The 26,742-nt window shown below is 69.3% G+C and carries 26 protein-coding genes and 1 tRNA gene; 18 read left to right on the forward strand and 9 right to left on the reverse strand.

The features are described 5' to 3' along the window. Window positions 1–13 precede the first annotated feature (13 nt). Entirely contained in the window at window positions 14–1,312 is a 1,299-nt protein-coding gene (locus NCG93_RS16870) for an ABC transporter substrate-binding protein (protein WP_194412909.1), read from the reverse strand. A gap of 162 nt (window positions 1,313–1,474) precedes the next feature. On the opposite strand from NCG93_RS16870, the gene NCG93_RS16875 reads away from it, so the two are divergent. After that, on the forward strand, window positions 1,475–2,500 hold the full coding sequence (locus NCG93_RS16875; protein WP_194412910.1) for a LacI family DNA-binding transcriptional regulator: 1,026 nt from the start codon (window positions 1,475–1,477) through the stop codon (window positions 2,498–2,500). Between the two features lie 63 nt (window positions 2,501–2,563). Here the strand turns inward: NCG93_RS16875 and NCG93_RS16880 are convergent, their stop codons facing one another. Genes NCG93_RS16880 through NCG93_RS16890 form a run of 3 tightly spaced genes read right to left on the reverse strand, consistent with a single transcriptional unit; the run spans window position 2,564 to window position 4,990 of the window. Further along, the gene (locus tag NCG93_RS16880; protein WP_194412911.1) at window positions 2,564–3,154 is read right to left on the reverse strand and encodes a DnaJ family domain-containing protein; all 591 of its coding nucleotides are present in this window, start codon (window positions 3,152–3,154) and stop codon (window positions 2,564–2,566) included. Then, window positions 3,151–4,002, reverse strand: a complete 852-nt coding sequence (locus NCG93_RS16885; RefSeq protein ID WP_194412912.1) for an NAD-dependent epimerase/dehydratase family protein — start codon at window positions 4,000–4,002, stop codon at window positions 3,151–3,153. The genes NCG93_RS16880 and NCG93_RS16885 overlap by 4 nt, the downstream gene beginning before the upstream one ends. Window positions 4,003–4,051: 49 nt before the next feature. Then, window positions 4,052–4,990, reverse strand: a complete 939-nt coding sequence (locus tag NCG93_RS16890) for an oxygenase MpaB family protein (RefSeq protein ID WP_194412913.1) — start codon at window positions 4,988–4,990, stop codon at window positions 4,052–4,054. A gap of 151 nt (window positions 4,991–5,141) precedes the next feature. Between NCG93_RS16890 and NCG93_RS16895 the strand changes: the two genes are divergently transcribed. The 5 genes from NCG93_RS16895 (at window position 5,142) to NCG93_RS16915 (ending at window position 11,578) form a co-directional block, all read left to right on the forward strand. After that, a complete protein-coding gene (locus tag NCG93_RS16895; protein ID WP_194412914.1) occupies window positions 5,142–6,155 on the forward strand; it encodes a LacI family DNA-binding transcriptional regulator in 1,014 nt (337 codons plus the stop codon). Between the two features lie 82 nt (window positions 6,156–6,237). Further along, entirely contained in the window at window positions 6,238–7,020 is a 783-nt protein-coding gene (locus NCG93_RS16900; protein ID WP_194412915.1) for an L-ribulose-5-phosphate 4-epimerase, read from the forward strand. Further along, on the forward strand, window positions 7,017–8,849 hold the full coding sequence (locus NCG93_RS16905) for an FGGY-family carbohydrate kinase (RefSeq protein ID WP_241741586.1): 1,833 nt from the start codon (window positions 7,017–7,019) through the stop codon (window positions 8,847–8,849). The genes NCG93_RS16900 and NCG93_RS16905 overlap by 4 nt, the downstream gene beginning before the upstream one ends. Before the next feature lie 94 nt (window positions 8,850–8,943). Continuing rightward, complete coding sequence (araA, locus tag NCG93_RS16910; RefSeq protein ID WP_194412916.1) at window positions 8,944–10,455, forward strand: L-arabinose isomerase; 1,512 nt, start codon at window positions 8,944–8,946, stop codon at window positions 10,453–10,455. A gap of 178 nt (window positions 10,456–10,633) precedes the next feature. Further along, entirely contained in the window at window positions 10,634–11,578 is a 945-nt protein-coding gene (locus NCG93_RS16915; RefSeq protein WP_194412917.1) for an aldose 1-epimerase family protein, read from the forward strand. Between the two features lie 135 nt (window positions 11,579–11,713). Here NCG93_RS16915 and NCG93_RS16920 read toward each other — a convergent pair whose 3' ends face one another. Both NCG93_RS16920 and NCG93_RS16925 read right to left on the reverse strand, forming a co-directional pair. Next, complete coding sequence (locus NCG93_RS16920; protein ID WP_194412918.1) at window positions 11,714–11,914, reverse strand: hypothetical protein; 201 nt, start codon at window positions 11,912–11,914, stop codon at window positions 11,714–11,716. 102 nt (window positions 11,915–12,016) lie between these two features. Continuing rightward, on the reverse strand, window positions 12,017–12,865 hold the full coding sequence (locus tag NCG93_RS16925; RefSeq protein ID WP_194412919.1) for an SDR family NAD(P)-dependent oxidoreductase: 849 nt from the start codon (window positions 12,863–12,865) through the stop codon (window positions 12,017–12,019). 102 nt (window positions 12,866–12,967) lie between these two features. Between NCG93_RS16925 and NCG93_RS16930 the strand changes: the two genes are divergently transcribed. The 3 genes from NCG93_RS16930 to NCG93_RS16940 all read left to right on the forward strand — a co-directional run bounded on the left by NCG93_RS16930 (window position 12,968) and on the right by NCG93_RS16940 (window position 14,213). Further along, on the forward strand, window positions 12,968–13,597 hold the full coding sequence (locus tag NCG93_RS16930; protein ID WP_194412920.1) for an asparagine synthase: 630 nt from the start codon (window positions 12,968–12,970) through the stop codon (window positions 13,595–13,597). A gap of 31 nt (window positions 13,598–13,628) precedes the next feature. Next, entirely contained in the window at window positions 13,629–14,024 is a 396-nt protein-coding gene (locus NCG93_RS16935) for an MmcQ/YjbR family DNA-binding protein (protein ID WP_206687301.1), read from the forward strand. A 116-nt stretch (window positions 14,025–14,140) separates the two neighbouring features. Further along, window positions 14,141–14,213 (forward strand) — tRNA-Arg (locus NCG93_RS16940). Between the two features lie 244 nt (window positions 14,214–14,457). Here the strand turns inward: NCG93_RS16940 and NCG93_RS16945 are convergent. Then, window positions 14,458–14,805: a nuclear transport factor 2 family protein gene (locus NCG93_RS16945; protein ID WP_194412921.1), complete on the reverse strand. Its 348-nt coding sequence runs from the start codon at window positions 14,803–14,805 to the stop codon at window positions 14,458–14,460. Window positions 14,806–14,912: 107 nt separating this feature from the next. Beyond that, window positions 14,913–15,473, reverse strand: coding sequence for a GNAT family N-acetyltransferase (locus NCG93_RS16950; RefSeq protein ID WP_206687302.1), 561 nt, complete (start codon window positions 15,471–15,473; stop codon window positions 14,913–14,915). A gap of 207 nt (window positions 15,474–15,680) precedes the next feature. Between NCG93_RS16950 and NCG93_RS16955 the strand changes: the two genes are divergently transcribed. The 7 genes from NCG93_RS16955 (at window position 15,681) to NCG93_RS16985 (ending at window position 22,834) form a co-directional block, all read left to right on the forward strand. Next, on the forward strand, window positions 15,681–16,688 hold the full coding sequence (locus tag NCG93_RS16955) for a LacI family DNA-binding transcriptional regulator (RefSeq protein ID WP_194412922.1): 1,008 nt from the start codon (window positions 15,681–15,683) through the stop codon (window positions 16,686–16,688). A 125-nt stretch (window positions 16,689–16,813) separates the two neighbouring features. Beyond that, a complete protein-coding gene (locus NCG93_RS16960) occupies window positions 16,814–18,121 on the forward strand; it encodes an ABC transporter substrate-binding protein (protein WP_194412923.1) in 1,308 nt (435 codons plus the stop codon). Window positions 18,122–18,187: 66 nt separating this feature from the next. Continuing rightward, the gene (locus NCG93_RS16965; protein WP_194412924.1) at window positions 18,188–19,102 is read left to right on the forward strand and encodes a carbohydrate ABC transporter permease; all 915 of its coding nucleotides are present in this window, start codon (window positions 18,188–18,190) and stop codon (window positions 19,100–19,102) included. Next, on the forward strand, window positions 19,099–20,022 hold the full coding sequence (locus NCG93_RS16970; RefSeq protein ID WP_194412925.1) for a carbohydrate ABC transporter permease: 924 nt from the start codon (window positions 19,099–19,101) through the stop codon (window positions 20,020–20,022). The genes NCG93_RS16965 and NCG93_RS16970 overlap by 4 nt, the downstream gene beginning before the upstream one ends. Then, a complete protein-coding gene (locus NCG93_RS16975; protein ID WP_194412926.1) occupies window positions 20,019–20,957 on the forward strand; it encodes a dihydrodipicolinate synthase family protein in 939 nt (312 codons plus the stop codon). Before NCG93_RS16970 ends, NCG93_RS16975 begins: the two co-directional genes overlap by 4 nt. Before the next feature lie 21 nt (window positions 20,958–20,978). Beyond that, window positions 20,979–21,881, forward strand: a complete 903-nt coding sequence (locus NCG93_RS16980) for a dihydrodipicolinate synthase family protein (RefSeq protein ID WP_194412927.1) — start codon at window positions 20,979–20,981, stop codon at window positions 21,879–21,881. After that, window positions 21,878–22,834, forward strand: coding sequence for an aldo/keto reductase (locus NCG93_RS16985; RefSeq protein WP_194412928.1), 957 nt, complete (start codon window positions 21,878–21,880; stop codon window positions 22,832–22,834). The genes NCG93_RS16980 and NCG93_RS16985 overlap by 4 nt, the downstream gene beginning before the upstream one ends. 146 nt (window positions 22,835–22,980) lie before the next feature. On the opposite strand, the gene NCG93_RS16990 is transcribed toward NCG93_RS16985, so the two are convergent. Next, complete coding sequence (locus NCG93_RS16990) at window positions 22,981–23,256, reverse strand: HPP family protein (protein ID WP_206687303.1); 276 nt, start codon at window positions 23,254–23,256, stop codon at window positions 22,981–22,983. A gap of 97 nt (window positions 23,257–23,353) precedes the next feature. Here NCG93_RS16990 and NCG93_RS16995 point away from each other — a divergent pair, with 97 nt between their 5' ends. Beyond that, a complete protein-coding gene (locus tag NCG93_RS16995; protein WP_194412930.1) occupies window positions 23,354–24,202 on the forward strand; it encodes a caspase family protein in 849 nt (282 codons plus the stop codon). Between the two features lie 33 nt (window positions 24,203–24,235). Beyond that, window positions 24,236–26,707 (forward strand): caspase family protein, encoded by a 2,472-nt coding sequence (locus tag NCG93_RS17000; protein ID WP_194412931.1) that lies wholly within the window; start codon window positions 24,236–24,238, stop codon window positions 26,705–26,707. The last annotated feature ends 35 nt before the right edge of the window (window positions 26,708–26,742 follow it).

Raw genomic sequence — 26,742 nt, forward strand, 5'->3', positions numbered from 1 at the left:
CCACCGCCGCGGCTCACTGCGCGAGGATCTCGGTGATGGCGTCGTTGTCGCTGTCGACCGTGTCGGTGCCTTCGAGCACCGCGTTGCGCACGAGCGTCAGCCAGGGGCTGCCGGGTGCGTTGAACGCCTGCTGGAAGTTCAGCGCCACGGGCGTGTCGCCCTGCGAGGCCACCTCGTTGATGGTCACGAGCCGCGGGTCCTTCGCGGCGTACTCGTTGTCGGCGAAGTCCGCGCGTGAGACGACGTCGTTGTCCTTCGCGAGGACGTCCACCTGGGCATCCTCCGACATCAGCCACGTGAGGAAGTTCCAAGCCTGGGCGGCCTTCTTGGAGTCCTTCGAGATGCCGATGCCGTCGCCGCCGACGAATGTCGACGCGCCGCCGTCGACGCCCGGGATGCCGGCGACGCCCGCGTCGAACGGTGTCGATGACAGAAGGGTCGCGGGGTAGAACATCAGGCCGACGTTGCCTTCGGTGAAGCCGGCGGTCCAGGTCGGACCGGCTTCGTCCTGGGAGCTGGGCAGCACCGCGCCTGCCTCCCACAGATCGCGCCAGGTGTCGTAGACCTCCTTGGCGGCGTCGTTCGCGAGCAGCGATTCGTGGCCGTCGTCGCTCAGCACCTCTTCGCCGGACGCCCAGATGCTCGGGAACCACGTGAAGACGAGGCATCCGCCGCAGTTCAGGCCGGTGGCTGTGCCGTAGACGCCGTCTTTGCCGAGCGCCTGGATCTTCTTGGCCGCATCGGCGTACTCCGCCATGGTCGCGGGAGCCTTCTCGGGGTCGAGCCCGGCTTCTTCGAACAGCTCCTTGTTCCAGAACAGCATCGACAGGTCGAGCACGAAGGGCAGCACATGCTCCTTGCCGTCGGCGTCCGTTCCGGCCGAGAGGTGGCCCTGATTGATCTGATCCTTGTAGTCGAGGCCGTCGACCTGGGCACTGATGTCCTGGAACAGACCCTGCTCGACCCAGTTCGGCACGTAGACGATGTCGGCGGCGAAGAGGTCGGGCAGCCCGCCCGAGCCGGCAGCGGCGCCGACCTTCGCGACATAGTCGTCGTTCGGCACGACCGTCAGCTCGACCTGGTTCTCGTGCGACTCGTTGTAGGCGTCGACCAGCAGGTTCGCCTGCTTCTCGAGGGGCGCGCGGGTCCAGAGGGTGAGGGTCGTCCCGTCATCCGTCCCCTCGGCCGGGATGTCCTCCGCAGGCGTCGCCGCACCACCGGCGGCGCAGCCGGCGATGCCCACGAGGGCGCCTGAGAGGAGGAGTGCGGTCGCCGCGCGCCAGCCGGCGGCGCGACGTCGGGTGTTGGTCATTGCAGTCTCCTTGGCTCGTCTTCGAGCGTGCGCGTGCGGGATCGCCGCGCCGCTGCCGTGATGGATTCCGAAAACATCGAAATCGCTTTCGGCACGGTATCGTGAGAGTTCGCGAGCGGTCAAGACGTTGCTTCGATAACGTTTCCGCAACGAGGAGGGGTGATGGCGGCCAACGAGTCCGCGGGACGCAGCGCGACGCTGAGCGATGTCGCACGGCGTGCGGGAGTGTCGATCGCGACAGCGTCGAAGGCGCTCAACGGCCGCGAGGATGTCGCGCCGGCGACCCGGCGGCGGGTGATGGATGCCGCAGAAGAGCTGTCGTTCACGCCCAACGCCATGGCGCGCGGGCTCCTCGCGGGGCGCACCGGCACCGTCGGCCTGCTCACGAGCGACCTCGAGGGCCGCTTCATGATCCCGATCCTGATGGGTGCCGAGGACGCCTTCGGTGCCGGGCAGGTCAACGTGTTCCTCTGCGATGCGCGCGGTGACGCGATCCGCGAGCAGCATCACCTCAAGGCGCTGCTGAGCCGGCGAGTCGACGGCATCATCGTCGTCGGCCGTCAGACCGACCCCCGGCCCTCGCTCGGTCAGGAGATCCCCGTGCCGGTCGTGTACGCGTACGCCCCCTCCGACGATCCGCGCGACCTCTCACTCACGCCCGACAACTACGCCGGCGGCCGGCTCGCCGTCGAGCACCTCATCGCCTGCGGTCGCACCCGCATCGCCCACATCACCGGCGACCCCGCGTACGCCGCCGCACAGGATCGCATCGCGGGGGCGCGAGCGGCGCTCGACGCGGCAGGACTCGAGCTCGTCGGCGCGCCCATGTTCTCGGAATGGACCGAGCACTGGGGGCGGGATGCCGCCGCCATGCTGCTCGAGCGGCATCCCGACGTCGACGCGATCTTCTGCGGATCCGACCAGCTCGCCCGCGGCGCCCTCGACACCGCCCGCGATCTCGGTCGTCGCGTGCCGGAGGATCTCGCCGTCATCGGCTACGACAACTGGGAGGTGCTGTCGACGAACTCGCGCCCCGAGCTGACGAGCATCGACGCCAATCTGCAACAGCTCGGTCGCCAGGCGGCTCAGCGGGTGTTCGACGCGATCGACGGGGTCGACATCGGCGAGGGCACCCACCACCTCCCGGTGCGCCTCATCATCCGCGGCTCGACGATTCCACGACGCTGACGCGGCGTCCCGTGCGGCGGCGCAGCGGCGCGCGATGCGGCGCAGCGGCGCCCGACGCCGAAGCTACCCGCGTCCGCGACGGCGCCACCACGGGCTCCGACGCCGGGACACGGCATCCGCGTCCGCCTGCGCCTGCGCAGCCATGCGGGAGCTGCGGCGCTCCTGCCACGCCGCCACTTCGGAGTCGACGTCGCGGGTCGGTGTCACGACGGGCGGGCCTCCCTGCAGCTGTCGCCGGGCGTCGATGACGCGACGGTTGAAGTCCTCGAGCGCCTCACGCACGTCCGCCTCGCGGGACAGCGCGTCGAGCGTGCCCTCGAGCTCGGCGTTCTCGACCCGGAGCCGGAGGGCAGGCGGGCCGAGCCCGGTGAGCTTCTCGCTCTCGATCTTGCGCCGGATCCACCAGTCCGGATCATGCGTCTCGCCGAGACCGGGGATCGGCTTCCCCGCGCCCGGCAGGTCGTCGAACTCGCCGCGGCGGATCGCCTGCTGGATCGCGTTCTCGACGACGGCCGCACGCTCGGCGGCCGAGAAGCCCCGTGCCGGCGGGGCGGCTGCGTCCGCGGCATCCTCTTCGTCCGATAGGAGACCCTGCTCGCGCTGCCACTTCTCGAAGCGGTAGCGCTCGGCGGCTTCGCGCGGCCCCTCGGTCATGACGCCGGGAGGTGATCCCGCCACGAGTGCTGCGGGTCGTACCCGAGCACACGCCGGGCCTTGTCGATCGAGAGCAGGGTGTCGTGCTCGCCGAACTCGCGGGTCTCGACGCCGGGGAAGACCTCGGCGACGAGTTCGGCGTTGGGTCGCGACATCACGGTGTCGGCGGCGGCGATGATGTACGTCTCGAAGCCAAGAGGCGCAACCTCGAGGGCACGCTGCACCACCTGGGCGCCGTCGCGGGCGTCGATGTACCCCCACAGGTTCCACTTGCGCAGCGTCGCGTCGGCGTCGTACGAGGGGAACGCTTCGTAATCCTCGGGCACCATCACGTTCGAGAAGCGCAGGCCGGTGATCGACAGGTCGGGATTCCACCGCACGAGCTCGACGGCCATGCGCTCTTCGAGCGTCTTCACGAGCGAGTACACCGACTCGGGCCGCGGCGGGTACTCCTCGTCGACCGGGATGTACGGCGGCGGAACGTCGAACGGCAGGCCCAGCACGGTCTCGCTCGACGCGTAGACGATCTTGCGGATCCCGAGGCGCACCGCCGCCCAGAACACGTTGAACGTCGCGTTCATGTTGTTGTGGAACGTCGCCACGTCGGAGCGGATGCCGGGGGCCGGGATCGCGCCGAGATGCACGACCGCGTCGAACCCGTCGTGGCGATCGTTGACGGCGGTCAAAGCGTCGACGACCTGCCCGTAGTCGGTCAGGTCGACCTGGACGAAGCCGGGGCCGCGCGCCCCGACGACGTCGAGACCGATGACGTCGTGGCCGGCCGCGCGCAGTTCGCGGGCGACGACGGTGCCGAGCTTTCCGGATGAGCCGGTGAGGGCGATGCGCATGACTCCAGCCTGCCATTTCGTCGGACCGGTGGGGCGCTCGGGGGCGATGTCAGTGAGCGGCGGCTGTATCAGTGGTCGCCGTGGTCGTGCCCCGGAGCCGGAGGAGCCGCTCGCGGGCGAAGTCCTGCGCCCGCGGGCCCTCCTCGAGCGCCTTCGCCGACACCGCCAGCACGATCCGCGTGAGGGTCACGACGGGAAGCGGAGACCGGCGCAGCCCGAGCAGGCGCCGGTAGCTCCGCGGCAGGCTGGCGACGGCCGCCGCGAACAGCACGCGGTAGGCGAGGCGCATCATGCCGGTGAAAGGCGCCTTTCGGAGGAACCGCACCACGTCGTCGACGCGGTCGTCGCGGCGGAGCTCGCCGCGGGCGAGGAACCCATCCATGCGCGCGCGCAGGTCGGCCTCGGTCAGCGGCGGGTCCTCGAGGCGCATGAGACGCCCGGCCTGCGCCCACTCGCGCACGTACGCGTCGGCCCCGCCGGGGATCTGTCCGCCCCACCGCTGATGCGCGCCGAGGAACGCCTCCGTGAAGGCCAGGTGCACCCATTCGACGAGGTCCGCATCGCCGGCCGAGTACGCCCGCGGGCCGGTGACCGACTCGTACGAGCCCCGCACCCGCTGGTGGAGCCTGCCGACGCGCTGCGTCTCGCGCGCCGCCTGCGCGGTCGAGCCGTAGGTGACGCAGATGATCCAGCGCACGGTGCCGGTGAGGCGCCCGATCGGGTCGTCGCGGTAGCGCGAGAAGTCGTGCACGCCCGCCATCGCACCCGGATGCAGCGCCTGGATGAGCAGGGCACGGATGCCGGCGACAAAGGTCCCCGTCCCGGCATGCACCGTCCACACTGCGCCGCCGTCGGCGAAGTATCCGGCGTCGTCGCCCTCGGCGAGGGCTCGCACCCAGGGCGGCGTGCCGTCGGGGTCGCCGGCGAGGGCGGTCAGCAGCCGTGCGCGCAGCGTCGGCCGCCGCGTCTTCGGAGAGCGTGCACCCATGCGTCCAGCGTGCCACCGACACGGCGCAGTCGGGCGGGTTCGTCGCTGCGCGAGTCGGTGCGTTCACAGCGACTCGGCTCCGCGCATGAGCCGAGTCGCGGCAGATCGCCCGAGTCCGCCGCGGCGCGGACCGACGGATAGGGTGTGCGCCATGGACGACACGCGGCCGCTGCCCGCCGACCCCACCCGCGTGGGCGTGCGCGATGTGGCGCGGGCTGCCGGTGTGTCGACGCAGACGGTGTCGCGCGTCATCAACGAGCATCCGAACATCCGGCCCGAGACGCGCGACCGCGTGCTGGAGGCGATCGCCGCGCTCGGCTACCGGGTGAACAACGCGGCCCGCACGCTGGGCACCCGCACGACCCGCACCCTGGGAGTGATCGCGTCGGATGCGACGCTGTACGGGCCGGCGGTCGGGATCGCCGCGCTGGAGGCAGCCGCCCGCGACGCCGGACGCTGGATCGCCACGGCGTACTCGGATGCCTCGTCCGAGGCATCCGTCCACGATGCCGCCGATCGGCTGATCGGCCAGGGTGTTGACGGGCTCATCGTGCTCGCCCCGCATGCAGCCACGCTGATGGCGCTGACCGCGGCGCATCCCGGCGTCGCCATCGCCGCGTTGCACACCGGACCGGGCGCCGAGCAGCAGGAGGCGGGTGCGGCTCTCGCGATCACGCATCTCCTCGAGCTCGGCCACCGCCGCATCGGCCGGGTCGCCGGCCCCGAGGAGTGGCTGGAGGCGCGCTCGCGCGAAGCGGGGATGCGGCGCGCCCTCGAGGGCGCCGGCCTCGAAGCGGGGCCGCACTGGAGCGGCGACTGGACGGCCGCCGCCGGCGCAGCACTCGCTGGGCGGATCGCTGCGGCTGTCCGCGCGCCCGGTGGCCCCACGGCCGTCGCCGCTGCCAACGACCAGATGGCGCTCGGACTCATCGCGGGACTGCGCGAGGCAGGTGTCGGCGTGCCCGGCGATGTCAGCATCGTCGGCTTCGACGACAATCCGGATGCCGCGTACTACCGCCCCGCGCTGACCACCGTGGGCCTCGACCTGGCGGGGGAGGCCCGCCGTGCCGTCGCGGCCGTCCTCGGCGAGCCCGCAACCGCCGTCGCCGCACCCCGGCTCGTCGTCCGCGCGTCCACCGCCCCGCCTCATCCCTCGACCGCGTGAAAACGTCGGGACGGATCGTGGTTGTTACCGGTAACATAGCCGCGACGGCCGCGTATGGCCCGAAAGTTCCACACGAGACCCGATGGAGGACCCCGTGACCAGCCCCGAGCCGACGACGCCGGCACCCGCGTTCGCACCCGAGGTCGAGGCATCCATCGCCGCCGTCCGGGCCGATGTCGCGAAGCTCCACGGCGAGCTCGTGCGCTACGGCCTGGTGGTCTGGACCGGCGGCAACGTGTCGGGACGCGTGCCCGGGGCCGATCTCTTCGTCATCAAGCCGTCGGGCGTCTCGTACGACGACCTCGCCCCCGAGAACATGATCCTGTGCGATCTCGACGGGAAAGTCGTGCCCGGCAGCCAGGGCAGCGACCGCAGCCCCTCGAGCGACACCGCGGCGCACGCCTACGTGTACCGCCACATGCCCGACGTCGGCGGCATGGTGCACACGCACTCGACCTTCGCCGTGGCCTGGGCGGCGCGCGGCGAGGAGATCCCCTGCGTCATCACCGCCATGGCCGATGAGTTCGGCGGGCCTATCCCGATCGGCCCGTTCGCCATCATCGGCGACGACTCGATCGGACGCGGCATCGTCGAGACCCTCACCGGACACCGGAGCCGCGCCGTGCTCATGCAGAACCACGGTCCGTTCACGATCGGCACGTCGGCGAAGGATGCGGTCAAGGCCGCGGTGATGGTCGAGGACGTGGCCCGCACCGTGCACTACGCGCGGGAGGCCGGTCCGCTGATCCCGATCCCGCAGGAGGCCGTCGACCGCCTCTTCGACCGCTACCAGAACGTCTACGGCCAGTCGTCCGACGAGCGTCGCGACGGCACCGACGAGCGCGCGGAAGAGGGCGGGCGATGAGCGCCGACGCGATCCAGGCCGGGCGCACGGCGCTCGGCATCGAGCTGGGCTCGACCCGCATCAAGGCGTGCCTCGTGGATGCCGACGACCCGGCGAACGTCCTCGCCGTCGGGTCGCACGCCTGGGAGAACCGGTACGAGTCCGGCCTCTGGACGTACTCGCTCGACGACGTGTGGTCGGGTCTCCAGGCCGCGTACGCCGGCCTCGTCGCCGATGCGCAGCAGCGCCACGGCGTCGCGCCCGACACGTTCGGGGCGATCGGCGTCTCGGCCATGATGCACGGCTACCTCGCGTTCGACGAGGCCGGCACGCTCCTCGTGCCGTTCCGCACCTGGCGCAACACGAACACCGGCCCCGCGGCGGGGGAGCTCACCGACGCGTTCGGCGTGAACATCCCGCTGCGCTGGTCGATCGCCCACCTGCATCAGGCGGTGGTGGATGCCGAGCCGCACGTTCCCGACATCCGCTTCGTCACGACCCTCGCCGGCTACGTCCACCAGCGCCTGACGGGGGAGAAGGTGCTCGGCGTGGGGGACGCGTCGGGGATGTTCCCGATCGACTCCGCGACGGGCGACTACGACGCCGGGATGCTCGCCCGCTACGACGCCCTTCGACAGGCTCAGGGACCGGTGGCGGGACAGGCTCAGGGACCGGTGGGGGGTCAGGCTCAGGGACCGGTGGCGGGACAGGCTCAGGGACCGGTGGGGGGTCAGGCTCAGGGACCGGTGGCGGGCCAGGCTCAGGGACCGGTGGGGGGTCAGGCTCAGGGACCGGTGGGGGGTCAGGCTCAGGGACCGGTGGCGGGCCAGGCTCAGGGACCGGCCGCCGGCCGGCTGCCCGTCGCCCACGTCGCCGACCTGCTGCCCCGCGTGCTCGCCGCCGGCGCGCCGGCGGGCGAGCTGACAGCCGAGGGCGCGGCCCTCCTCGATCCGACAGGCGCGCTGCGCCCCGGCATCCCGTTCTGCGCTCCCGAAGGCGATGCGGGCACGGGCATGGTCGCCACCAATGCGGTCGCGCCGCGCACCGGCAATGTCAGCGCGGGCACGAGCATCTTCGCGATGGTCGTGCTCGAGCGGCCGCTCGAACGCGTCCACCACGAGCTCGACCTCGTCACGACCCCGTCCGGCGACGCGGTGGCGATGGTCCACTGCAACAACGGCGCCAGCGAGCTCGCCGCCTGGGCGGGCATGTTCTCCCGGTTCGCCGCCGCGTCGGGTATGCCGCTGGCCGACGATGCCGTGTACGAGACCCTGTTCCGGGAGGCGCTCGAGGGAGAGGCGGATGCCGGCGGCCTCCTCGCCTACAACCACCTCGCCGGCGAGCCCATCGCCGGCCTCACCGAAGGCCGCCCGCTGTTCGTGCGCACGCCCGACAGCCGCTTCACGCTCGCGAACGCCATCCGCGCCCAGCTCTACGGCGTGTTCGGGACGCTCGCGCTCGGCATGCGGGTGCTCGACGACGAAGGGGTTCGGCTCGACCGCATGTTCGCCCACGGCGGCATGTTCCGCACCGCCGGGGTCGCGCAGCGCTTCCTCGCGGGCGCGCTCGGCGCTCCGGTGTCGGTCGGCGACTCCGCCTCGGAGGGCGGGGCGTGGGGAATCGCGGTGCTCGCCGCGTACGCCATGACCGTGAGGGGGACGGATGCCTCGGCCGCGGCATCCGGAATCTCCCTGGCCGCCTACCTCGACGACCGGGTCTTCGCGAACGCCGCCATCGTGACAGCCGAACCCGACCCCGCCGATGTCGCGGGCTTCGCCGCCTATCTCGACCGCTACCGCGCGGGCCTGGCCGTCGAGGCCGCCGCCGTCACGTCACTCCCCGCTCGTTGAGCGAGCGAAGCGACACGAAACGCTCCGAAGGCTCACTGCGTTTCGTCTCGCTCGTTCCTCGCTCAACGACCGGTTCTCGCGAAAGGAAAGTCTCATGACCCGCACGCCCCTGTCCACCTCGCTCGACGCCTACGAGATCTGGTTCGTCACCGGCAGTCAGAACCTCTACGGCGAGGAGACGCTCCGCCAGGTCGCCGCGCAGTCGCAGGCCGTCGCCGAGGGCCTCGCAGGCCTTCCGGTCAAGGTCGTGTGGAAGCCCGTCCTCAAGGACTCCGACTCCATCCGTCGCCTCGCCCTCGACGTCAACGCGCGCGACGACGTCATCGGCGTCGTGGCGTGGATGCACACGTTCAGCCCCGCGAAGATGTGGATCGCAGGCCTCGACGCGCTGCAGAAGCCGCTCCTGCACCTGCACACGCAGGCGAACGTCGAGCTGCCCTGGGCCGAGATCGACTTCGACTTCATGAACCTCAACCAGGCCGCGCACGGCGACCGCGAGTTCGGCTACATCCAGACCCGCCTCGGTGTCGCCCGCAAGACCGTCGTCGGTCACGTCTCGAACCCCGCGGTGCGCCAGCAGGTGGAGGACTGGCAGCGCGCAGCCGCCGGCTGGGCCGCCTCGCGGTCCCTCAAGCTCGCCCGCTTCGGCGACAACATGCGCTACGTCGCGGTCACCGAGGGTGACAAGACCGAGGCCGAACTGCGGTTCGGCGTGCAGGTGAACACCTGGGGCGTGAACGAGCTGGTGGAGGCGGTGGATGCCGCGACCGACGCCGACGTCGACGCGCTGGTCGCCGAGTACCTCGAGTCCTACGACGTCGTCCCCGAGCTGCGGCCGGGCGGCGACCGCCACCAGTCGCTGCGCGACGGCGCCGCGATCGAGCTGGGCCTGCGGAGCTTCCTCGAGGAGGGCGGCTTCGGCGCTTTCACGACCTCCTTCGAAGACCTCGGGGCGCTGAAGCAGCTGCCCGGTCTCGCCGTGCAGCGCCTCATGGCCGAGGGCTACGGTTTCGGCGCCGAGGGCGACTGGAAGACCGCCATCCTGGTGCGCGTCGCGAACGTGATGGGGGAGGGCCTTCCTGGTGGCGCGAGCCTCATGGAGGACTACACGTACGATCTCGTCCCCGGCGACGAGAAGATCCTCGGCGCCCACATGCTCGAGGTCTCGCCGTCGCTGACCACCGCGAAGCCGCGGCTGGAGGTGCACCCGCTCGGCATCGGCGGCAAGGACGACCCGGTGCGGCTGGTCTTCACGGCCGACCCCGGACCGGCGCTGGTCGTCGCGATGAGCGACATGCGCGACCGCTTCCGTCTCGTGGCGAACGTCGTCGAGAACGTCGATGCGCCCGACCTGCCGAAGCTCCCGGTCGGACGTGCCGTCTGGAAGCCCGCGCCGGACTTCGCCACCAGCGCCGCCTGCTGGCTCGCAGCCGGCGCTGCGCACCACACCGTCATGACCACCGCGGTCGGCATCGAGGTGTTCCGCGACTTCGCCGAGATCGCAGCCACCGAGCTCGTCGTCATCGACGAGGACACCACGGTGCGCGGCTTCCAGCGCGAGCTCCGCTGGAACCAGGCCTACTACCGTCTCGCGCAGGGCCTGTAACGGCACCGTCACCCCGCCGCCGCACCGCCCGCGCCCGGCCCCCCGGTCTCGCCGAGACCGGGGATCCCCGCCGAAACCGAGGGCCTCACCACCGGTTTCGCCGCGAATCCCCGGGTTCGGGGCGCGTGACGCCCGCCGCTACTCTGGTGTGCGGCATCCCAGCTCCAAGGAGAACCCCATGGCACGTCCCCCCGCTTCCGGAATCCAGCACGCGCTCCGCGCCGGCGACTACGAAGCCGTCGTTGCGAGCGTCGGCGCGACGCTGCGCTCGCTCACCTACCGCGGCCGCGACCTCGTGGTGCCGTTCGAGGCCGACGAGGTGCGCCCGGCGCACCGCGGAGCGACGCTCGCACCGTGGCCGAACCGCGTGGTCGATGGCAGGTACTCGTTCGGCGGGCGGGACTTCCAGCTCCCGCTGACCGAGCCCGCGCGCTCGCACGCGCTGCACGGGCTGGCGACGTGGCTCGACTTCGAGGCGGTCGACAAAGGACCCGACCACGTGACCCTGTCCGCCGTCATCCAGCCGCAGACGTTCTACCCGTGGCGCCTGGTCATCACGACGACCTTCTCGCTCGGTCCCGACGGACTCACGCAGTCGGTCACCGCGCACAACGAGAGCGACGATGCGGCGCCGTGGGGCACCGCCCCGCACCCGTACCTCGTCGCGGGCGACGGCCGCGTCGATGGCTGGACCCTCGAGCTGCCCGCGACCCAGGTGCTGTCCGTCACCCCGGACCGCCTGATCCCGACCGCGCTGGTGCCGGTCGACGCCGAAGACCCGGAGCGCTTCGACTTCCGCTCGCCGCGGCCGATCGGCTCGGTGGAGATCGATCACGCGTACTCGGGCCTCGCGCGCGATGCGAACGGCACTGCCACCGTGCGGGTCACGAGCGATGCCGGCACGGGCGTCGACATGTCGTGGGATGCCGCGTGCCCGTGGGTGCAGATCCACACCGCCGACAAGCCCGACGCCGCGCAGAGCCGGCTCGGTCTCGCCGTCGAGCCGATGACCTGCGCACCGGACGCCTTCAACGCCGGGTCGTACGACTACGACGCGGGACTCATCGTCATCGAGCCCGCGGCATCCGCCACCGCATCATGGCGGATCGGCGCCATCGGCTGATCACAGCCGCCGATCGGATCGTCCCCTCCGCGGCTCTGCCGAGAGGACGACCGCCGCACGGCGGCGATGGCTGCCGCTCACGACGAAGGCGGAGCCGGCCCCCCGGTCGGCTCCGCCTTCATCGTGAGCGGGGTTTCAGGTGCTGTCCCGCAGATCTTCCTTGATGTCGTTGCGCGTTCTCACCGAGTCGCGCTCTGCTTCAGCCTTCTTCACGTCGGCGTCAGCCTTCATCTCGTCGACTTTGTCGCCGACTCGATCGGTGGTGTCTTCCCACGCGTCTTTGATCTTCTCGCCGACGGCCGCAGCCGTCTCCTTCGCGTCGTCCATGAATCCCATCGATCTCTCCTCTCATGAGGGATGACATCGACGCTACGCCGGGGGACTCGGCCGGTCCGGGGGCTTGCGCAACCGAGGACCGCTTGATACGGGAGGGCCCGGTCAGCGGATGGGCGTTGTGGTGTCGATCGCGTCGCGCAGCGGCCGCCGCATCGGCGCCCAGTAGTGGGTCGGCGTGACTCGTGCGAGCACGTCGACCAGCCGGGCCTCGCGCCCGATCATCGTGCGCGGACGACGGTGAATGGTCGCCGCGACGATGCGCGCGGCGGCGTCTGCGGGCTCCGTGTGGTACATCGCGGCCTGCGCCGCTGCAGCGCGCTCGGCGATCGCGGGATCGATCGCCGCCGCAAAACGTCCGCGCAGGATGATCCCCGTCTTCACTCCGGCCGGATAGACCGCGCCGACGCTGACGGTCGACCGCTCCAGCTCGTGCCGCAGGGCCTCCGTGAACCCGCGGACGGCGAACTTGCTCATGGCGTACGGGATGCGTCCCGCCGGCGCGGCGAGGCCGTAGATCGACACGAGGTGCGTGATGTGAGCGGCGGGCTCCCGGCGCAGCGCCGGCAGCAGGGCCTGCGTGACGTTGACCGTGCCCCAGAGGTTGACGTCCATGAGCCAGCGCATCTCTGCCATCGTCAGCTGATCGATGCCGCCCAGCATCGACGAGCCGGCGCAGGTCACGAGGGACTGCACATGGGGATGGGATGCCTCGACCTCGGCGACCACGGCCGCCACCGCGTCGTCGTCGGTGAGGTCGACGACGTGTGTCGTATGACTCGTGCCGCCGAGGCTTGCGGTCAGCCCCGCGAGTCCTGCGGCGTCGCGGTCGAGCAGCGCGATTCGGGCACCGCGTGCGGCGAGCTGGCGGGCGACCTCGGCCCCCATCCCGGCGGCCGCACCCGTGATGACGGTGGTGCGTCCGCGCACGTCCAGGGGTCGCGTCTTGCTCATCGGCTGCCTCTCGCTGCGCTCGTCGCCGTCGACGAGTCGTGCCTACGATTCTCGCTGACTCGACAACCCGCTGCGGACGCTAGCCTTCTGAGGGGAGGTGCGATGGGCAAGACCGCAGAGGCGATCGCCGAAGGGGTGTCCATCGCGTCCGCCGCCGCGCGGCTGGCGATCCGCAACCGCATCCTCGTCGAGACGATCGCGCATGACGAGCAGTTCGACATCGTCGCCTTCACCCCCTTCGCTCGCGAGACGCTCATCGCGCTCGCCGACGAGCAGGATGAGGCGGCGGCCATGGTGAAGCGCCAGCGCAAGAAGGCATGGGGCAAGTTCACCGATCCCGACGGCACGCACGACTACCGGGATCGCGACACCCGCAACCTGCGCCGTCGCGGGCGGCAGTACGCAGGAGTGGCGCAGGCCTTGCGGCGCATGGCGGACGACCCGCACGTCGTACGCTCTCTCATCGAACAGGCGCGCGACGCCGCGTGGGGCGATGTCGAGGCGAACCTCCAGCGTCGCCTTCGCGTCGAGGGCATGCGTCCCGACCTCGACCCGGACTACGAGCGGATGCGCGCCGCCCGCATGCAGTCGATCCGCCTTGTCGACATCCCGCGGCTCGCCGCGCACAAGCGTCATCGTGATGAGAGCGACACGGATGCCGCACCCGACGCCGTTCCGGCCACACCGTCGCCCCGTATCTCGGGTGTCGACGTCAGCGAGCTCGACTCCTGACAGCGGATCGCCGCGACGCTACGCTCGGCCTGTGAACGGCGACGCTGCCCCGGCCCACCCCATGTGGTTCCGGCCCGAGCACCCCCTCGTCGTGCGGGTGCGCGGACTGTGCATGGCCTACCCCGAAGCGGTGGAGGCGCTCTCGCACGGACGCTGCACGTTCCGCGCCGGCAAGCGTCAGTTCGCGCTGGTCGGCGTCGGCGCTGAACCAGCGGTGCTGTTCGTGCCCGACGAGCTGGAACGCCCCGTGCTCCTCGAACGCGACGATGTCTTCGTGCCGCCGTACGAGGGCGCGTACGGATGGCTCGCCCTGCGCATCGAACCGGATGCCGGTGACTGGGAGCTCCTCGCCGAGCTCCTCGACACGTCGTATCGTCTCGTCGCGCTGCAGCGTCAACTGCGAGCCCTCGATGCACGCGAAACCTGAGGGATCGGGCTCGCACCCGGCGAACACGCCCGGGAATCCGGCATCCCGCCGCCGATTCGCGCCGCGGGGGAGCGTGGGGTATTCTGGACGACGTTGTGCGCTGCTGCGGACAACATGCGCCCGTAGCTCAATGGATAGAGCATCTGACTACGGATCAGAAGGTTGGGAGTTCGAGTCTCTTCGGGCGCACACTGTGTTGAGACAGTGAATGGGAAAAGGGCCGGTAAGGCCCTTTTTCTGTATCCGGGATCCCCTTGGGAGTGCAGGACCGCTCGCGACCACTGACAGGTCCACGGGATCCTGCGACCTCCGCGCGCGTACGCGGGAGTTTCACCGCGCAGGCTACCCGGGCATCGCATCGATCCAACGTACGGGCTGGGCGCCGGCCGGCCCCGGCTGCAAGAGCACCGGCATCCGCCCTCTGGCCGACCGGCTATTGCGCCGTGATGATGGTGCCTTGGTGGAAGCGCAGTCGCGGCTTGTCGTCGGCCATGACCCACACGGATGAGTGACGACTGTCACTTTCGGCCCCGTGGACGGTGTAGCCGACGAGCGCGACGCCGGGCGCGATGTCGCCGATCTCCCAGTCGGACGTGGTGACGGGAGCACGCGCACCCTCATCGGCCAGCGCCGCCACGATTTCGTCCCGCGACCATCGCCTGCCCCATCGCCCGATCTCGACGAACTCGGGATGCAGGATCTCGCGCAGCCGGTCGGAGTCCCGCCGAGTCTCTGACGTCAGCAGTTGCTCTTCGGCGAGTCGGAGGGTGGAGAGGTCCATGCGGTCAGTTTGGCACTGGCACCCCGCTCGGAGCGCGTTGCGGCGGGCTGGCTGTGTAGGGCGGCTTCGGTGGCGCGCGCTGTGGCGGCCGAGTTCGCTGTGAGGGGTCAGAGGTGAGCGCGCATGACCCATCGCCACTTGGCGATGCGGCGGTCCCGCACGAACCCATATCGTGCGTACAGCTCTTCGGGGCCGGTGTGGAGATACGCGCCGCGCTGTGGCGATCGATCCTCGGTCTGCTCCGGGTAGGCCTCGACGATGCCCCCGCCAGCGCGCGTGATCTCATCCAAGGCGCCCCGCACCGCGGCCGACGCGATCCCCTTGCCGCGGTCATTTGAGTTCGTGAAGATGCAGCCGATCCGCCAGTCGGGCGGTTCCTGCTCTTCCGCGTCGTAGGCGCGCCGGCTCTTGATGTTGGGGAGCTCCGGCGGAGTGCCGAACTGGCACCAACCCACACAGTTGTCCCCGTCGTAGACCAGCACTTGGCGGGCGATGCCCTGCTCCACGAGCTGTCGCTTCGCATCACGGTTGCCCTGACGAGTTCCAGTGGAGCCCCCGGGGTGAAATCCCATGCACCAGCAGCCACCCCACACGCCGTTGTTCGACTCGACGAGCGCTGCGAAGTCTTCCCACGTCTCCGGTGTCAGCATCCGGGTGGTCAGCACCATGGCGCTATTTTCATCGAAAGCAACTCCGCCCTCAATGGGCGGCGTGCCCCGAAGCCGCACGGACGCCCGCTGGGAGATCGTCAGCGGACGGAATGCCCGCTGCGGGGAGGGACTTTCGTTCGTCGCTGGGAGAGGGATCGATCGCGAACAGTCCGGCTCACGGCTGCCCGCGCAGTAGTCTGGCGAGTTACCGGTAATCTGGCGATCATGTCCCGCGCTCGCCCCGATCGTCCCGCGACAATCTACGACGTCGCGAAGGCGGCGGGCGTCTCGCACCAGACTGTCTCAAAGGTCCTGCGGGGGCTCGGGGGCATGCGGGAGGAGACGCGGGAGCGCGTTGCGGCGGAGATCCAGCGTTTGAATTACCGGCCCAATGCGGGTGCGCGCGCGCTTGCCCGCTCGCAGCGACGTCGCATCGGTGTCGTGGGCTACGAGACGTTCGAGTCCAGCACCAGCAAGGTGCTTCGGGGCATCTCGGAGGTGGCGGAGGGCGCCGGCTACGTGCTGGAGATCGTGACCGTGGATCCGCTCGGCGCCGTGGACGAGATCGCGAGCGCCCTCGAGCAGATCAACGCCACGGATGTCGCCGGCGTTCTGGCGACATCGCCGACGAGCAACGTCCGCGAAGCTCTGGAGCGCATCCGCTTCCGCATGCCGGTGTTCCTCGACGTCAATGGCGATGCCGACACGGACCCGGCAGGCACCCACCGGAGCATCTCGGCCGGAATGGTGATGGACCACCTGGCAGAACTCGGGCACGAGCGTGTCGCGTTCGTCGGCGGCCCGCCCGGCTGGGACTCCGCGACGACGCGCGAGGCCGTGTATCTCGAACGCGTGGCGGCTCGTTCACTCGATGCGCGCATCCTGGGGCACGGCGACTGGTCTGCCGCATCCGGATACGAAGCCATGAAGGATGCCGACCTGCAGGACTCCACCGCCGTTTTCGTCGCCAACGACCGCATGGCGCTGGGTGTGCTCCGCGCTCTGGACGAACGAGGCCTGCGCGTTCCCGAAGACCTCAGCGTGGTGGGTATCGACGACATCCCAGAGGCGGCGTACTTCTCTCCGCCGCTGACGACGGTGCATATCGACTTCACGCAGGCGGGCCACGTCGCCGCGAAGAGCCTTCTCACGCTCATCGAGCTTCCGGGCTCCGCGATGCCGGTGTACCCGCGAAGCCGGCTCATCTCTCGCGCATCGGCCATTCCGGCCTGACCTCGCCGAGGCACTTGCGTTGACAGTGACGCGGCGCTAGGTTTACCGGTAATCCGATCTAGGTGAGCGGTAAACCAATCGATCGGATCCTCCGCCCCCCTTCATTCACGACAAGGAAGTTGACAATGAACAGCACTGCGTTCCGCCTCGTCGGAGGTGCACTCGCCACGTCCATCGCAGCAGCGAGTCTCGTCGGTTGCGCCGCCGGCGCGTCGGAGAACCCCGAGTCCGACGGTCCGATCGTCCTTCAGTACTGGTCATGGGCACCCAACATCGACAAGATCGTCGACGTCTGGAACGAGAGCCACCCCGACGTGCAGGTCGAAGTCAACACATCGGTCGGTGCGGCCGACATCGTGGCTAAGCTGGCCGCCGCCAAGGAAGCGGGGAGTCTCCCCGACGTTTCCAACACGACGTACGAGAACCTGCCGAACCTGATCGTCAACGGGATCGCGTCCGACATCACTGAGGCGTTCGGCGAGTACGAGGACCAGATCGCGCCGGCCGCGTGGAACCTCACCACCTTCGATGACAAGAACTACGCCGTCCCGCAGGGCACCGGCCCCCAGTTCCTCTTCTACCGTGCGGACATCTTCGAGTCCCTGGGCCTCGAGGCGCCGGCGACATGGCAGGCGTATGCCGACGCGGCGCGCACCATCCACGCGGCCGATCCGACGAAGTACCTCGCGACCTTTCCCGCCAACGACGCGCAGCTGTTCGCTGCACTGAGCGCGCAGGCCGGCGCTGAGTGGTGGTCGCAGTCTGACGGTGACTGGAGCGTCGGCATCGACAGTGAGGCGAGTCAGAAGGTGGCTGATTACTGGGAGGGGCTGGTTGATGAGGGCGTCGTGACAACGCTCAAGACGTGGACCCCGGAATGGCAGGCGGCGCTGGCGGACGGCACGCTCGCGAGCTGGCTGAGCGCCGTCTGGGCGCCGCCACTGATCCTGCAGAACGCGCCAGACACGGCCGGCAAGTGGGCCGCCGTCCAGCTCCCGCAGTGGAACGAGGGCGACTCCGTGTCAGCAGCGCTCGGCGGCTCGGCGACCGTCGTGACGACCGGCACGAAGCACGCGAAGGAGGCGCAGGAGTTCGCGATCTGGCTCAACAACTCCGAGGAGGCCTTGACCGCCTACATCGAGAACGCGAGCATCTGGCCCGCCAACCTCGAGGGGCGCGAGCTTCCCGGCCTCAAGGACACCATCCCGGAGGCGCTGGTTCCCGAGCAGACCGACTACTGGGATGTCGCCGCGAAGACCGATGAAGAGGCCGTCCCGGTCACCTGGGGACCCAACGTCGCCACCGCCTACAGCACCTTCGGCGACGCCTTCGGCACCGCCATCACTTCGGGTGGCTCGTTCTCCGATGCCCTGACGACAGTCCAGCAGGCGGTCGTCGCCGACATGGAGAAGCTCGGCTTCCAGCTCGACTGATCCGGTCCCACCACAGATATCCGATCCGACGGGTGGGCCCCACAGGGCCCACCCGAAAGGAAGCCCATGACTCTTCTCCGCACCCAGCGCCTCCGGCCCACCGTCGCACCCTGGCTCTTCCTGGCGCCGGCCATCGTCCTCTCGGCAGGCCTGCTGTTCGCCCCCCTCGTCTACACGATCGTGCTGAGCGTCCAGGGACGCCGGGTGCCGGTGTCCGGCATCGGGGTCGCGACCGACGTCTTCGTCGGCTTCGACAACTACGTCCGCACGCTCACCAACCCGGCGCTGCTCGCATCCTTCGGACGCATGCTCATTCTCGCCCTCATTGCCGTCCCGCTCACGATGGGGCTTGCCCTCCTGTTCGCGCTCCTGCTCGACCACCTCGCCAGCCGGTTCACGCGGTTCTCGCGCATCTCGATCTTCATCCCGTACGCCGTACCGGGTGTCATCGCAGCCCTCATGTGGGGCTTCATGTACTTGCCCGGCGTGAGCCCCGCCGGCGAGCTGTTGAGCCTCATCGGGCTCCCCGTTCCCGACCCGCTCGACGGCGGTTCCGTCTACTTCGCCGTCGCCAATGTCGGCATCTGGGGCGCGATCGGATTCAACATGGTCATCCTCTACACGTCGCTCCGGGGACTGCCGCAGGAGATCTACGACTCCGCACGCCTCGACGGATGCAGCGAGACCCAGCTCGCGCTGCGGATCAAACTGCCGCTCATCCTTCCAGGTCTCATCCTCACCGGGCTGTTCACGGTCATCGGAGCGCTCCAGATCTTCAGCGAGCCGAACATGATGATGACGCTGACGAACTCCATCACGTCGGACTGGGTTCCGATGATGCTCGTGTACCGCGACGCGTTCGTCACCAACGACCTCTATGGAGCATCCGCGACGGCGATCGTCATCACCGTCATCACCATGGTCGCGAGCCTCGGTCTGCTGCGGCTCCTTCGCACCCGCGCCTTCGGAGGAGAGTCATGAGCGCCTCGACCGCTATCCGTCGCACGAGGAGGGTCGAGCCGACCTCGCCGACGCCTGCCCGTCACGGCGACACGCGACCGAAGAAACCGCGGGGCGGATTCTGGCCCACGCTGACGCTCCTCGTCGGCGCCGCATACTCCCTGTTCCCCGTCTACTGGCTTGTCGCTGCGTCGACCAAGAGCGCGGGTGAACTCTTCACGACCTCGACGCTCGTCCCGAGCTTCACGGGTGGCTTCTTCGAGAACCTGACCGCGCTACTGCAGTACGACGACGGCGCCTTCCTCGCCTGGAGCGGCAACAGCATCCTCTTCTCGGTCGGCGGCGGACTCGCGGCCACGGCCGTCGCCGCTGCAGCGGGATACGGGCTCGCGAAGTACGACTTCCGCGGCAAGAGCCTCGTCTTCACCTTCCTGCTCATCGGCGTGCTCATCCCCGGCGTCGTGCTCGCGATCCCGCAATACCTGCTGCTCGCCAAGATCGGCATCGCCGGTACCTACTGGTCTGTCCTTCTGCCCTTCGCCATCAGCCCGTTCTCGATATACCTCGCACGCATCTACGCGGGCGCGGTGGTGCCCGGCGAACTGCTCGAGGCGGGACGGCTCGATGGCGCGAGCGAATGGCGGCTGTTCCGATCGATCGCGCTGCCTGCCATGGTGCCCGGATTGATCACCATCTTCCTGCTGCAGTTCGTCGCCATCTGGAACAACTTCCTGCTGCCGTTCATCATGCTCAGCCGGGACGAGACCTTCCCGCTCACCGTCGGGTTCTATTCGATGATGAACCAGGGCAGCGACCAGTTGAACGTGTACAACCTCGTGATCATCGGATGCCTCCTCGCGATCGTGCCGCTGATCCTGCTGTTCCTCTTCCTTCAGCGCTACTGGCGGCTGGACCTGGTGAGCGGATCGCTGAAGGGATGATGCACCGCCTGCCCGACGGCGCCTGGCCCGTCATGCTCACGCCCTACCGCGACGACCTGTCGATCGACTTCAACGCCGTCAACGAGTACACGGACTGGCTAATCGAGCTCGGGGCCGCGGGGCTGTTCTCCGTCTCGCTCTCGAGCGAGATGTACGACCTCAGCAAGGACGAGCAGCTTGTGCTCGCCCGTCACGTGCACGAGCGCGCCGCGGGTCGTGCTCCAGTGGTCGCGTCGGCGACCGCGCGCGGCGACTGGCGGGCTCAGGCCGACCGGGTGGCCGAGGTCGCGGCGACCGGCGTGGATGCCGTTGTGCTCATCTCGTCGCTCGTCACACCGCCTGATGCGACCGACTCCGCCTGGATCGACACCGTCGAACGGATCCTGGATGCTGTGCCCGGTGTCGACCTCGGCGTGTACGAGTGCCCACTGCCGTTCAAGCGCCTGCTTCCGGTGCAGACGGTTCGCTGGCTCGCTCAGACCGGCCGGTTCACGTTCTACAAGGACACGAGCCATTCGCTCGCGACGATGACCGAGCGGCTGAACGTCATCGGCGACACCCGCATGCGCCTCTACAACGCGGCGATCTCCTCGCTCGTCGCATCGATGCAGGTGGGCGCGTCGGGACTTTCAGGCTATGCGGCCAACGTCTACCCCGACCTCGTCTCGTGGGTGTGCCGCCACGCGAGCGACGCCGATCAGACCGACGTGTTGCGCGTGCAGCGCGTGCTGACGATGGTCGAGCACAGCATCAATCTGCGGTATCCGACTTCGGCCAAGTTCCTGCTGGATGCCTCGTCACGCCTGCGCTGGCGTGCGCGAAGCCGCTGGAAGCCCGAGGCTATCGGCGATCACGAGGGCGAGCCTCTCCGCCAGATCGCCGAGCTCGTCCGCGACTTCGACCTTGGAAGAGCCGACCTGCATCCCTCCCGATGACATCGAGAAACCGGAGATAGCGTGACTGAAACCCCGGGCGTCTGGCCCGTCGTCCTGACCCCGTTCACTGACACCGACGAGGTCGACTACGCGGCACTGGGCAGCTACGTAGATTGGCTCATCGACAACGGCGCCGACGGGCTGTTCGCTGTCGCGCTGTCGGGCGAGATGTACGAACTCGATCCCGCCGAGCGGGTGGAGGTAGCCCGGTGCGTGGTCGAGCGCGCGGCCGGGCGGGTGCCCGTCGCGGCATCCGTCGTGGGCGGTTTCCACCTCGGCGATATCGTCGCCGAGGCGAGCGACCTGGTCACTGCCGGTGTCGACGTCGTCGTCCTCGTCGCGTCGGTGGTACTGAACCCCGAGGACGAGGACGGACGGCTCGTGTCACTCGCCCAGGCTCTCGCGGCCGACCTCCCCGACGTCGCCCTCGGCATCTACGAGTGCCCGATCCCCTACCATCGCGTGTTGTCGGAGGACGTCGTAGCGGCGCTCGCGCGCACCGAGCGCTTCGTGTTCTTCAAAGAGACCAGCCACGACGTCTCGCGCATGGCGACTCGCGTCGCAGACGCGGAAGGCACTCCGCTCAGAGTCTTCAACGCCGATATCGAAAGCTACGTCGAGTCCCTCGGCGTCGGCGTGGCAGGCCTCTCCGGCTGGATCGTCAACGTTGCCCCCGACCTCGTCGCCCGGCTGGGCGAGCTGGCCGCCTCCGAGGGCGTGACCCCGCGGGTGCAGGGACTGCAGCGACTGCTCGTCGACATCGAGCAGCGGATGGGGCCGACGTATCCCGGCTCCGCGAAGGCTCTCGTCGCGCGCCGCACCGGGCTGAGCTGGTCGTCGCGATCGCGCTGGCGTGCGGCTGAGATCGACGACGCGCTCGTACGAGAACTCGCCGACACGATCGCGCGGGCGGCCGCTCGGTGAAATACACGACGCTGGGCGCCAGCAGGCTCGAGGTGTCGCGGCTCTGCCTGGGGACCATGAACTTCGGCCGCCACGCCGACACTTCCGCCTCACACGCGATCCTCGACGAGGCTCACGAGATCGGCATCAACTACATCGACACCGCCAACCGGTACGGCACAGCAGATCGCCCCCACGCCTCCGAGGAGATCATCGGCGAGTGGTTCGCGAAGGGCGGCGGACGTCGAGAGCGGACGGTTCTTGCCACCAAAGTGTTCGAGCAGACCGACCCATGGCCCAACAACGGGGGGCTCTCCGCGCTGAACATCCGCCGGGCGTGCGAGGCATCTCTGCGGCGCCTCAGGGCGGACCACATCGACGTCTATCAGATGCATCACGTCGACCGGAGGGCACCGTGGGACGAGGTCTGGGAGGCGTTCGAGACTCTGCGCAGCCAAGGCAAGATCATCTATGCGGGCTCGTCCAACTTCGCCGGCTGGCATCTCGCCCTCGCGCAGGCGTCGGCGAAGGACAACCACTGGCGCCTGATCAGCGAGCAGTCGGTGTACAGCCTCGCCCGACGAGACATCGAGCGCGAGGTCCTACCCGCGGCACGGGCGCTGGGAATCGGCGTCGTGCCGTGGAGCCCGCTTGCCGGCGGTCTACTGGCCGGGAGGGGCGAGGGCATGCGCCGCAGCGATGCTGCGACACTCGCGGCGTCAGAGGAGCGGCGCGCGGCGCTGGAGGGCACCCGGGCGCTCGCCGCCGACCTCGGGATGGATTCTGCCGCGCTCGCTCTCGCCTGGCTCCTCGCGCAGGAGGGTGTGGCCGCGCCGATCGTCGGGCCGCGGACGACGGAGCAACTCCGCACCTTCGTGGGAGTGCCCGACCTCGAACTCGGTGCCGACGTCCTTGCGCGGCTCGACGCGCTGTGGCCCGGTCCAGGCGTCGCCCCGGAAGCGTACGCCTGGTGACCACCTGCCCACACTGTGACCACCCACGTCCCGCGCGCATCGAGACGGCGCGGGCCGGGGATCCGTATCGAACGCTCGCTCCGAGAGCGATGCCCACTCGATCAGCGCCGAGTCTGCGGCAGTCGCCGGCGCCCTCGGGATTTCGGTCAGCGCTCGCGACCCAGCAGGAGCGTGTTGAGCGCCCAGCCGGCGAGCGTGACGAGCACGATGGCGCCCGCCATCGCGAGAAGCTGCGGCGGTTGTGCGAGGATGCCGAGGCTCACGATGAGCGTGGTCGCTCCGGCGGGCGGGTGAGGCGTCTTGAGCAGCGTGAGCACGAGCGTCGTGATGGCAACCGATAGCGTGCCGGCCACCACGTACGAGACGGTCAGGCCGCCATCAGGTGCGGCGATCTTTCGCCATCCCGGTCGAGTCGCTGGCATCTGACAAGGAGACGTCGTACGGCGGCAACCACTCTTGACCGCGCCAACCAGCAGGCCTACGTTGAGCACGGGGTTTGCTGTTCTTTGGGGGAACACCATGGCCAGCGGTTTGTCGTTGCACATCGGGCTCAATCGCGTCGACCCTGCCCACTACGACGGGTGGGACGGCGCGCTCAACGCGTGCGAATTCGACGCGCTGGACATGCAGGCGATCGCCGAAAGCTGCGGCTTCGACACGAACCTGCTGCTGACGCAGGACGCGACCGCTGACGCCGTGAAGGCCGCGATCAGCCGAGCCGCGGATGAACTGGCTCCGGGCGATCTGTTCTTCCTGTCGTACTCCGGCCACGGGGGGCAGGTCCCCGACGGCAACGGTGACGATGAAGTGGATCATCTGGACGAGACCTGGGTCGCGTTCGACCGGCAGCTGGTTGACGACGAGCTCTACGCGCTTTGGGCCACGTTCGCGCCTGGAGCCCGCATCGTCGTGCTGTCCGACAGCTGTCACAGCGGTACTGCCAATCGGAGAATCGGTGACGAGGCCGAAGTGCCGAACGTGGTCAAGACGAGGCAGCAGGCGGCCGCCGCGTCACCGCGGTACAGAGCGATGCCGCAGGACGTGCTTGCCGCAACCTACCGTGCGCACGCCGAACTGTACGACGACATCCAGAAGCAGGTTCCCAGTGCGGGGCAAGCCCAGCCGGAGGCCACCGTGCTGCTCATCTCCGGCTGCCGCGACGACCAGTTGTCCCGGGATGGTCTCGCCAACGGGCTCTTCACCGAGAACCTGAAGGCGGTGTGGAACGACGGCGCGTGGGAGGGCGGGTACCCGGCGTTCCGCGAGACCATCCGCGCCCGTATGCCTCAGGACCAGCAACCGAACTACAACCCGGTGGGGGCCGGCAATCCGGAGTTCGAGCAGCAGAAGCCCTTCTCGATCGGCTGACGCCGTGAACACGTCCCGCGAATAGCCACGCTCATGCGCTGGGCCATCGTCATCGGTGCGGACGACTACGGCACGCCCGAGATGGAATTGTCCGCCGCGGCAGACGACGCGTGCGACTTTCGCGATTGGGTGATTGCTGGTGGCGGCGTCCCGGCCTCCAACGTGCGGTTGCTGCTGTCTCCGCCATCGAAGGATCCGCATCCGGATGAAGACCCAGGGCGGCGCGCGCGGCCGGCGACGAAGGACAACATCGTGTCCGCGATCAACGAGGTGGTGGTGGCCACGGCCGACCAGAAGCCGGAGCGGCTCTACTTCTACTTCGCGGGCCACGGCATCACCGCTCGAGTCTCCAATCGCGACGAGAGCGCGATCGTCCTGCCGGGGTTCGACGAGGTGCACCCCGACCATTCACTGGCCGTCCGCTCGATCGCCGAGTATTTCGAAACGACGTCCTTCGCCGACCAGTTCCTGTTCATCGACGCCTGCCGCAACGTCCCGTGGGCCAACAGGGAGCTGGAGATCGGACGCTGGCCGGTTCCGCGCAAGCGCGATCCGGGCGCGCCACCGACCCAGCAGTTCATCCTCTACGCGACAGCGCCAGGTCATACCGCCCAAGAGGGCGGTTGGTTGGGGGAGCAGGAAGGGAGGTTCACGGGCGTCCTCCTCGAGGGTCTGGCGGGCGACAAGAATGCCAAGGCCTGGTCGTGGGAGCGCAACTGCTATGAAGTGCGCTGGGAGCGCCTCGCCTCGTTCATCAACGACGGGATGAGGGCGAAGATGCCCGTGGGCATCGCCGAGGCCGACATCCAAGCCCAGATCCCGCAGGACACCGGCACGCGTGGGGTCGCCAACCGGGAGCGCGATCCGGTCGTGGTGTCGTTCCCGAGCGGCCACTTCGACCCCGCGACACTGACCGTCCGGCTCGCGGTGGAAGCGAAGCGCAAGAAAGCGCAGGTCAGCGTCCTGGACGCGCTCGGTGCGCCGGTCGCGTCCGCGCTCGGGGTCACCGGCGAGGTCCAAGCATTTCAGCTTCCGCCCAAGACCTACGCTGTTCAGGCGACGACCACTACTCCGAAGGGTCTCTCCGGGTCGGCCATGGCCCCGATCGAGCTCTACGAAGACCAGCCCGTGACGATCGAACTGCTCCCGGGAGGCAGAAAGCCGGCGGGGCCGTCGTTCCCCCAGCCCGAAGTGACGCCGATTGCCGAGCCGATCGGCGATATGGCCACTCCGGGCTCTCGCCAGCAGCCCGGCGCCACGATCTCGATCGAGTCGGAAGACTCTCTCGCTGTGGCCGAGATCGTGGACGAGGCCGGTCGCGTGTGCGCGGTCAAGCGAGCAGGCGAGAAGGCTGACGTCGAGCCCGGGTTCTACTATGTCCGGCAGATCGGCCCTGACGGGACGCGCGACGGGGTATTCGTCCGGCTGACCGCAGGCGAGTCGGAGCCGGTGACGCTGAAGCCTCGCGCGCCGGGCGTGTTGGTGAAGGAACTGGCCTCAGCGATGGGCGGACGCGTCCGCGACGGCTACCTCACCATGGGGAACGACGCTATTGCGTGGGCGCAGCCCACCACAGTCGTGACGGCCGGACTGGCGAAGTACCTCGCCGGAGACGAGCCGGCGGCCATGGCCGCCGGTACGGTGCGCGCTGAGTTCGGCAATGGCTCCGGCGTCGCGGTGTTCGCCGTCGGTGTCGGCCGCGATGGGCGTGCGGACGTCGACGCAGTACGGCACGTCAAGGTGGCGATCTGGAGAGCCGGCGAGCCGGTCGTCGGGACAGGGTGGGGACTCCAACCCTCGGCGGCCGGCGTGGCTGGGAGGGTCAAGTCCGTGGATGCCGCGCCGCATTGGGTCTCCTTCACGGCCCCCGGTGCCGCTCCCATGGTCGTCGCCCTGCCGGTGCTGCCACAGCGGTTGGCCACCCTTGTTGCACAGATCGACATCGATCGCATCCGGCTCTACCAGTACCACCCGAGCCTCGCGGCCGGCGCATCGGCGAACGTGAGCCGGCTGTGGCGCATCGAGTACCTCCAGCGGATGCTGCTCGCCGGACGCATCGACGTCGCAGACCGTCTCGCGGGGGAGCTCGCGGCCACAGCGTCCGAGGACCCCTTCGCCGGAGTCGTCGCCGGATATGTGCTGCTCCGCCTGGGACTCCATGAAGAACTCGGCGCGCTCGCCTCAGCGATTATCACGGCTGCTCCCACCTTGAGCGACGCGTACATCCTCCGCGCGGAGGATGAAGCTCTGAAGGGACATAGCGAGCTCGCGGAACAAGCATTCATCAACGCGGTCGACTGCGGTATCCCGGCGTTCGGCGAGGGCATGACGCGACTCCTCGAGGGGCTGCGGCACATCAGATTGACCCTGCCACGCGGCGCGGTCGTCCGACATGTCTTCCAACGGCACGTGCGGGGTTCGATGTGGGCAGCGTTCACCCCGCGCCGAGGGCTCGAGCGAGGGAGTGCGGTGATCAGTTCCGCGGACCTCGGCTTGGAAGCTTGACCGCTTCGCCTATGCGTCGAGGAATTGTCAAGACC

It is taken from the genome of Microbacterium yannicii (genome assembly GCF_024055635.1).
In the GTDB taxonomy this organism is placed as follows: Bacteria; Actinomycetota; Actinomycetes; order Actinomycetales; family Microbacteriaceae; genus Microbacterium; species Microbacterium yannicii.